The 7,759-nt window shown below is 63.3% G+C and carries 8 protein-coding genes, 1 other RNA gene and 1 pseudogene; 5 read left to right on the forward strand and 5 right to left on the reverse strand.

Annotated features, from left to right (window positions below):
- Positions 1-55 precede the first annotated feature (55 nt).
- Positions 56-2,161, reverse strand: coding sequence for a malate synthase G (locus QOL62_RS15395; RefSeq protein ID WP_283406910.1), 2,106 nt, complete (start codon positions 2,159-2,161; stop codon positions 56-58).
- A 288-nt stretch (positions 2,162-2,449) separates the two neighbouring features.
- Here QOL62_RS15395 and QOL62_RS15400 point away from each other — a divergent pair, with 288 nt between their 5' ends.
- Entirely contained in the window at positions 2,450-2,767 is a 318-nt protein-coding gene (locus QOL62_RS15400) for a hypothetical protein (RefSeq protein ID WP_283406911.1), read from the forward strand.
- Positions 2,768-2,817: 50 nt separating this feature from the next.
- On the opposite strand, the gene ssrA is transcribed toward QOL62_RS15400, so the two are convergent.
- Positions 2,818-3,183, reverse strand: a transfer-messenger RNA (tmRNA) gene (gene ssrA, locus QOL62_RS15405).
- 5 nt (positions 3,184-3,188) lie between these two features.
- Positions 3,189-3,653, reverse strand: a complete 465-nt coding sequence (gene mscL, locus QOL62_RS15410) for a large conductance mechanosensitive channel protein MscL (RefSeq protein ID WP_199183867.1) — start codon at positions 3,651-3,653, stop codon at positions 3,189-3,191.
- Between the two features lie 177 nt (positions 3,654-3,830).
- Between mscL and QOL62_RS15415 the strand changes: the two genes are divergently transcribed.
- From QOL62_RS15415 to QOL62_RS15430, 4 genes are read left to right on the forward strand one after another with little or no spacing between them, the layout of a single operon-like run.
- Positions 3,831-4,433 (forward strand): LemA family protein, encoded by a 603-nt coding sequence (locus tag QOL62_RS15415; protein WP_283406912.1) that lies wholly within the window; start codon positions 3,831-3,833, stop codon positions 4,431-4,433.
- A 6-nt stretch (positions 4,434-4,439) separates the two neighbouring features.
- Positions 4,440-5,252: a TPM domain-containing protein gene (locus QOL62_RS15420; RefSeq protein ID WP_283406913.1), complete on the forward strand. Its 813-nt coding sequence runs from the start codon at positions 4,440-4,442 to the stop codon at positions 5,250-5,252.
- Position 5,253: 1 nt separating this feature from the next.
- Positions 5,254-5,937 (forward strand): TPM domain-containing protein, encoded by a 684-nt coding sequence (locus tag QOL62_RS15425; protein ID WP_283406914.1) that lies wholly within the window; start codon positions 5,254-5,256, stop codon positions 5,935-5,937.
- Positions 5,934-6,482 (forward strand): NUDIX hydrolase, encoded by a 549-nt coding sequence (locus QOL62_RS15430; RefSeq protein WP_283406915.1) that lies wholly within the window; start codon positions 5,934-5,936, stop codon positions 6,480-6,482. The genes QOL62_RS15425 and QOL62_RS15430 overlap by 4 nt, the downstream gene beginning before the upstream one ends.
- A gap of 242 nt (positions 6,483-6,724) precedes the next feature.
- On the opposite strand, the pseudogene QOL62_RS15440 reads toward QOL62_RS15430, so the two are convergent.
- Positions 6,725-6,910 (reverse strand): annotated as a pseudogene (locus QOL62_RS15440) (NAD(P)-binding domain-containing protein); the annotation flags it as partial.
- A gap of 93 nt (positions 6,911-7,003) precedes the next feature.
- A partial coding sequence (locus QOL62_RS15445; protein WP_283406916.1) for an enoyl-CoA hydratase-related protein occupies positions 7,004-7,759 on the reverse strand: 756 nt, incomplete at its 5' end.

Consider the following 7,759-nt stretch of genomic DNA (forward strand, 5'->3'; position numbering starts at 1 on the left):
AACGGCGCGCTGTTGAACAAGGAGGCCAGACGGGAAGAGAGCCGGTGCGGTGCGATCAGGCCGCCTTCTTCTTCAGGCGCCAGGCATGAAGGAGCGGTTCGGTGTATCCGTTCGGCTGCTCCACCCCTTTGAAGACAAGGTCGCACGCCGCCCGGAACGCCAGGCTGGTCTCCCAGTTGCCTGCCATGGGTTCGTAGAGCGGATCAGCGGCATTCTGCTGATCCACCTTGGCAGCCATGCGCTTGAGCGAATCCATCACCTGCTCCTGCGAACACACTCCGTGCAGGAGCCAGTTCGCCATATGCTGGCTGGATATCCGCAGGGTGGCGCGATCTTCCATCAGCCCCACGTCGTCGATGTCCGGAACCTTCGAACAGCCGACGCCCTGATCGATCCAACGCACCACATAGCCCAGCAGGCCCTGTGCGTTGTTGTCCAGCTCCTCGCGGACCTCCTCCTCGGACCAGTTCACGCCGTCAGCCAGCGGAATGGCGAGCAACTGCTCCAGGCCCGGAACATCGTCCGCACTCATCCCCTGACGCAGCCCGAACACGTCAACCTCGTGGTAATGCATGGCGTGGAGCGTGGCTGCCGTCGGAGATGGCACCCAGGCGGTGTTGGCACCCGTGCGGGGGTGACCGATCTTCTGCTCCATCATCTCCCGCATGCGGTCGGGAGCGGCCCACATGCCCTTCCCGATCTGCGCCACTCCGGAAAGCCCGTGCCTGAGCCCGATGGCCACATTGCGCTTTTCATAGGCGGCGATCCACGTGGAGCCCTTGATCGCGCCCTTTCGGATCATCGGCCCGGCGCGCATCGAGGTGTGAATTTCGTCGCCCGTGCGATCCAGGAAGCCCGTGTTGATGAAGACGATGCGATCCTTGACCGCGTGGATGCAGGCAGCAAGGTTGGCCGAAGTCCGGCGTTCCTCGTCCATGACGCCGACTTTCAGCGTGTTGCGCGGCAACTGCAGCAGGTCCTCGACGGCGTCGAACAGCGCATTGGTGAAGGCGCACTCCTCCGGCCCGTGCATCTTTGGCTTCACGATGTAGATGCTGCCCTCGCGGCTGTTGCCATAACGGGTCAAGCCGCGGACATCCTGCGCCGAGATGGCACTGGTGATCACGGCGTCCATGATGCCTTCCGGTATCTCGGACCCGTCCGGGAGGAGGATCGCCGGGTTCGTCATGAGATGGCCGACGTTGCGCACGAACAGGAGCGAACGCCCGGACAGTCTCGTCGTCTCTCCATCAGGGGATGTCAAAGTCCTGTCGGCCGCCAGTTCGCGCCTCAGGGTGCTGCCGCCCTTCTCGAAGGTTTCCGTCAGGTCGCCGCGGATAAGGCCGAGCCAATTGGCGTAGGCGGCGACTTTATCCTGCGCGTCCACTGCGGCCACCGAATCCTCAAGGTCCACGATTGTCGTCAGCGCCGCCTCAAGCACGATGTCCGAGATTCCCGCCGCATCGGAGCTGCCGACCGGTGTGGAGCGGTCGAATACCACTTCGATCCGGAGGCCGTTGTTGCTGAACAACAGGCCCTTTTCCGTCGTACCCAGCCCCTGCGCAGGATGAGCAAGCTCCACCGTCTCGCCATTCTTCAGGCTGGCCCACGAACCGGCCTTGAGCGGCACCACGCGATCCAGGAAGGCACGGCCCGCAGCGATCACCGCAGCGCCGCGCACCGGGTCGTAGCCCGGCCCCTGCGCGGGAGCCGCATCCAGCGCGTCTGTGCCATACCATGCGTCGTAAAGACTTCCCCAGCGCGCGTTCGCAGCGTTCAGGAGGAAGCGGGCGTTGAGAACCGGCACGACGAGCTGCGGCCCAGCCATCGTGGCGATTTCGGGATCCACGTTCTGCGTGCCGATGGTGAATGCACCCGGTTCCGGGACAAGGTAGCCGATCTCCCGAAGAAAGGATTCGTATTCCGCATGATCGATCGGCTTGCCTGCCCGGCCGACGTGCCATGCGTCGATCCGCGACTGAAGTGCATCGCGCCTGTCCAGAAGAGCGCGGTTGCGCGGTGCGAAAGCCGCGACCAGCCCGGCCACGCCTTTCCAGAACGCGCCAGCATCCTGCGCGATTGGCGGAAGCACCTGCTCTTCCACGAATCTCGCAAGGCCCGCATCGACCTGGAGCCCCGAACGATCAACCCTATCCGTCATTGCCTTCCTCACGCTGGTTTGAACCGGACGCATCTCGCGCCGGGCTCACGTACGATACCGATGTGTCCTGGGGAAGGAGATAACCCTATGGCCGAAGCGCGACAGCTTGGCAACGGGTTCAGATATCGTCGGGGAGGGACACCTTCGCCCGCACAAGGCGTCGGAGAAGCTTACACACCGTAGTCAGTTAGCCACGCGCGATCCCGTAAAGTCTGGATTGGCACGCGTTTTGCTGTATGCTTTAGCTAACGCGCTAACTGTCGCACCAGCCATGCCGAAAGGGTGAAGATGCTTCGAAAGGCCGGCCGACTCTTTGTCATCAAAAGCAACTGGGAAGCGTACATGATCATCTACGCGCTTGCTTTGGGTGCGGTCGAGCGAGGTAGCGCATACCTCACTCAATTTCCGGGCATCGGCGGCAAGCTGCTGTTTCTGGCCTGTACCGGCGCCGTTTTCATGGCCGGTGCCAAGATCCTCGATTGTCTCAAGTACGAGAAGGCCGCTCTCACGCGAAAAAGCGAACGCTTGGCGGAGGCAGGCACCGCCGCCGCCCTCTCCGGCCGGAAAGAACCCATCGCACCGGGTAGACATGCACATCACGCATAGACGGTAAAGGAAGTAGGGCGATTCTGTTGACAGGCTCGCCCCCAGCCCCTGGAATCCGCTTCTGTTACCCGGTGGGTCCAACCGTGTTCTGGCTTTGTAACTTCAGGGCGTTAGCCCCTAGAATTACGCTGCGAGAGCAAGTGCTTCGTTGTCGTTGGCACTTATGAGTTTTGAGCCTTGAACGGGTTACTCAGCCCGGACGAAAACACCGCTTTTCAACACACGTCGATCCTAGTTCGGCCCCGTCATCACTCCTGCGACAACACAGGATGCCCCCTTGCGGGAGACGAGTGATGGTGGAGCCGCCGGGTACCGCCCCCGGGTCCGCTGCGTCTATTGCACGGGGCAATTTATCGTCATAGCCGACCGAAGCCGGCAGGACCCTATATAGTCACTTCGTTCTGAATGTGAAGTGAAAGGCTCAGGCTGATTTTCCCTTCCGCAGTTCCTCGAGGATTTCCTTCAGCGTATTCAGTTGCGGGTCGACCGGCGCCACCGGAGCCTGCTCGGCCATTTCCTGATCCTTTTTCACAGAATCGATCATCTTGTTCACCGACCGGACGAGCAGGAACAGGACCATGGCGATGATAAGGAAGTTGACGATCTGGGTGATGAATTCGCCGTAGCCGATCATCGTTACGCCAGCGCCCTTCAGGGCGGCGTAGTCTGTGACGCTGCCCTTGTAGCCCGGCGGCACGTCTCCCAGCAGGATGAAGTACTTCGAGAAGTCGATGCTTCCGAACGCCCAGCCGATTACCGGCATGATGATGTTCTCCGTCAGCGAGGTCACGATCTTGCCGAAGGCGGCCCCGATCATCACACCAACGGCCAGATCGAGCACGTTCCCTCGCGCGATGAACTTCCTGAATTCGTCAACGATGGGCATCTTGCCAACTCTCCGATAGTCACGTGGCTTCGTGCGTTCTGACACACAACCCGGCCGCTCTCAAACTCTGGCTCGGCTGGCAAGAGGCCGAGCATCCTTGATCCCGAACGCTGGTACGCTATCTACTTCGCGAGGAACACGCCGGTAAGGCCGGCGCGAAGTGGAGGATTGAAGCCGATGCCGCTCATCAACGCCCGTCGGGGTCGCACCGCAATCGCCCTTGCCGCAGCCCTTTCGCTCTCGGCCTGTGGTTTCAATTCGGTCCCGACAAAGCAGGAAACCGCAAAGGCCAAGTGGGCGGACGTCGAAGCCGCCTTCCAAGAGCGCGCGAATCTCGTGCCCAATCTTGCCGCGGTCGCCAAGGGTGCCGCCGAGCAGGAGAAGTCGATCCTCGTCGGTGTGACCGAGGCCCGGGCCAAGGCAACCTCCATCCAGGTGACCGGCGAAGACCTCAACGATCCGCAGAAGATGGAGCAGTTCCAGCAGGCCCAGGCAAACCTCGGCGCCAGCATCGGGCGGCTCCTCGCAAGCGTCGAGGCCTATCCGGAGATCAAGTCGAACACCAATTACCAGATGCTGCAGAGCCAGCTTGAAGGGCAGGAAAACCGCATTCGGGTCGCCATTCGCGACTACAACGGCGCCGTTCAGGACTACAACACCGAGGTTCGCACCTTTCCCTCGATGATCGGCGCCCGCCTGCGCGGAGCCGAGGTGCTCGTACCCTACAAGTCAGTCACCCCCGGTGCCGAAGCGGCGCCGAGCCTCGAAGGGAAGCTGTAAATCCCCGTGGCCCGCATTCGGGCAGCCGGCGTTGTCGCAGTGCTGGTCCTCGTGGCTCTCCTTTCGGGAGCGACGGGCGCATGGGCGCAGCAGTTTCCAAAGCTCACGGGGCGCGTCGTTGACGCCGCCAACATCATCCCCGATCCCCAGGAGCGCGCCCTGACGCAGAAGCTCGAGGCGCTCGAAAAGCAGGCCGGACGGCAACTCGTCGTCGCCACGGTCCCTTCGCTGGACGGGTACGAGATCTCGGATTACGGCTATCGTCTTGGCCGGGCCTGGGGCATTGGCGACAAGGAGACCAACAGCGGTGCCATCCTTCTGGTCGCCCCGAACGAACGCAAGGTCCGCATCGAGGTCGGCTATGGCCTGGAAGGCACGCTGACGGACGGGCTTTCCTTCCTCATCATCAACAAGGACATCCTGCCGCGCTTCAAGGCCGGAGACATGCCGGGCGGCATCGTCGCCGGCACCGATTCCCTCATCCGGCAACTTACGCTGCCTCCCGATGAAGCGCGCAAGGTCGCTGCCCAGGCCGACACGGCACGCGAAGGCGGCGACGGCGAGGTCTCGATCGGGACCGTCGTCTTCATCCTGTTCATCCTGTTCTTCTTCATCCTTCCCCTTCTGCGCTCGACGGGACGTGGCGGGCGGCGCGGTCGCTATGGCGGCCTGAATACGCCGATCATCTGGTTCCCCGGCGGCTTCGGCGGCGGTGACGACGATCACGGCGGCTGGGGCGGTGGCGGTGGCTGGGGCGGAGGGGGCTTCTCCGGCGGGGGCGGCAGCTTCGGCGGCGGCGGCGCGAGCGGGAGTTGGTAGAATGACGATACCGAATTACCTGACGGACGATGATCACGCCCGCATCAGTGCCGCCGTAGCCGAGAGCGAACGGCTCAGCTCCGGCGAGATCGTCACCGTCCTCGCCGACCGTTCGGATGGCTACACCGACGTCGCAATGGTCTGGGGCGTACTTGTCGCGCTTCTCGCACTTGGCACAATGGCACTCTTCCCCAGCTTCTATATGGGGCTCTACGATAGCCTGATCGCCGACTGGGGCCATGAGTGGACCCCGCGTATGATCCTGTCGCTCGCGCTGGGCGTGGTCACCATCAAGTTCGCCGCGATGATGCTGCTTCAGCTCTGGCAGCCGCTCAAGTTCTTCCTGATCCCGTCGGCCATTCGCACCACCCGCGTCCACGATCGTGCCATGCGCGCCTTCCGCCTCGGCGCGGAACGCCGCACGACCGGCCGGACGGGCATCCTCATTTACCTGTCCATGCGGGAACACCGTGTCGAAATCCTTGCTGACGAAGCAATTGCACGCAAGGTGGAGCCCGGCGTCTGGGCCGATGCGATCGGCGCGATGCTCTCCGAACTGCGGGCGGGGCGCACGGCCGAGGCAATGATCGCCGGCACCCGCAAGGTCGGTGCCATCCTTGCGCTCCACGTCCCCCGTGAGACCGGCGATGTGAACGAACTTCCTGACAGGCTGATCGAACTATGACCTTTGCCGATCATCATGATGCGGACAAGCCCGTCGAGACGATGTGGGAGGGGCGCTTCATCACCGCCAAGCGCCGCGGCCGGTGGGAGTACGTCGGCCGGTCCCGCGGGATACATGCTGCCGTCATTCTGGCGATCGATCCGGACGACCACGTTATCCTGGTCGACCAGTTCCGCGTTCCCCTTGGCAAGCGCTGCATCGAGCTGCCGGCCGGACTGGTGGGCGACCACGAAGAGCACGCCGATGAAGACGCGGCCGTAGCGGCCTCCCGCGAGCTTGAAGAGGAAACCGGATACCGCGCCGGACGGATGGAAAAGGTGGGTGAGTTCTATTCGTCACCTGGGATGGTGAGCGAGAGCTTCACCCTGTTTCGCGCCCATGACCTGGTGAAGGTCGGCGATGGCGGCGGCATCGAAAGCGAGGATATTGTGGTCCATCGGATCCCGGTTTCTGGCATAAAGGAGGCGACAGCCCAGTGGCGCGAGCAGGGCTACGCCATCGACGTCAAGATGCTCACCCTGCTCGGGCCGGCTTTGCTGCGCTGACGTGCGTACCCGCCCTGGCATTTGTCAGCGCAAGGCCCGCTACGCCACGGAGGAAGCGGCTCTGGACGTCGCGTCGCGTGCGCCATTTCCCTTGCGGCCGTACCGCTGCCCGCTTTGCCGGCGCTATCACCTCACAAGCCGCACCAAAGGAATGAAGCTCCCGCCCTTCGAACAAGAAAGGCGTGCCACGAAGGGCAACTGATTCGCTGGCGCGACCGCTGAGAGGGTCGTGAAGATGGCTCCGTGATCACCGCATCGACACCGGCCACCGCCTCGGAAACGGTGGTGAAGACCGCGCAGGCCTTGTCCTTCGCCCTCGCCAGAGCGTCTGCCGAAAGGTCGAAGGCGTGGACCTGGTGCCCCGCCCCAGCAAGGTTAGCGGCCATGCCACCACCCATGTTGCCAAGGCCGATGAACGCGATCTTCATAGCTTGCTCTTCCGTGTCGCCCGCGTTGCCGCGGCGGTAGCGCCTTCCTCGGTGAGCGCCCTGCGGCGCGTCACCGAAGAAGGCGCGGTACCCTTAGCGGCCCTTCCAGACGCCCGGTCGTTTTTCCACGAACGCGGCCATGCCTTCGGCCTTGTCCTCGGTGGAGGTCAGGACCTGGAACATGCGACGCTCCAGCACGAGGCCGGTGTCCAGCGTCGTCTCGAAGGCGAGGTTGACCATTTCCTTGTTCATCATCGCTGCCAGCGGCGGCATGGCGGCGATCGTCTGCGCGGACTTCATGGCGACGTCGAGAAGCGTGTCGGCCGGGACGACCTGGCTGACGAGGCCCGAACGCTCCGCCTCTGCGGCATCCATCATGCGTCCCGTGAGGCACATGTCCATTGCCTTCGCCTTGCCCACGGCGCGGGTCAGGCGCTGCGAGCCGCCCATGCCGGGCGCGACGCCCAGCTTGATTTCAGGCTGGCCGAACTTTGCCGTTTCGGATGCGATGATGAAGTCGGCCATCATCGCCAGTTCGCAGCCGCCGCCAAGCGCGAAGCCGTTTACCGCAGCAATCCACGGCTTGCGCGTCGCTTTCACGATCTGGCTGGTCCAGCCTGCGAAGAAATCCTCGGCGTAGAACTCAGCCCCTGCCTTATCCAGCATCTCCTTGATGTCGGCACCGGCCGCGAACGCCTTCTCGCCCGAACCGATGAGCACGGCGCAGCCCTGCGACTTGTCCGCTTCGAAGGCGGCGAAAGCCTTCGTCAGCTCTGCCAGAACGGTGGAGTTCAGGGCGTTCAGCGCCTGCGGCCGGTTGAGCGTGATGAGTGTTACAGCGCCCTTCTG

The organism is Novosphingobium panipatense, from assembly GCF_900182875.1.
Classification (GTDB): Bacteria; Pseudomonadota; Alphaproteobacteria; order Sphingomonadales; family Sphingomonadaceae; genus Novosphingobium; species Novosphingobium panipatense.

What these genes read in the sequence shown, in the direction of transcription:
- QOL62_RS15395 (WP_283406910.1), bottom strand. Translation starts at nt 2,161, where the DNA reads ATGACGGATAGGGTTGATCGTTCGGGGCTCCAGGTCGATGCGGGCCTT.
- QOL62_RS15400 (WP_283406911.1), top strand. Translation starts at nt 2,450, where the DNA reads ATGCTTCGAAAGGCCGGCCGACTCTTTGTCATCAAAAGCAACTGGGAA.
- mscL (WP_199183867.1), bottom strand. Translation starts at nt 3,653, where the DNA reads ATGCCCATCGTTGACGAATTCAGGAAGTTCATCGCGCGAGGGAACGTG.
- QOL62_RS15415 (WP_283406912.1), top strand. Translation starts at nt 3,831, where the DNA reads ATGCCGCTCATCAACGCCCGTCGGGGTCGCACCGCAATCGCCCTTGCC.
- QOL62_RS15425 (WP_283406914.1), top strand. Translation starts at nt 5,254, where the DNA reads ATGACGATACCGAATTACCTGACGGACGATGATCACGCCCGCATCAGT.
- QOL62_RS15430 (WP_283406915.1), top strand. Translation starts at nt 5,934, where the DNA reads ATGACCTTTGCCGATCATCATGATGCGGACAAGCCCGTCGAGACGATG.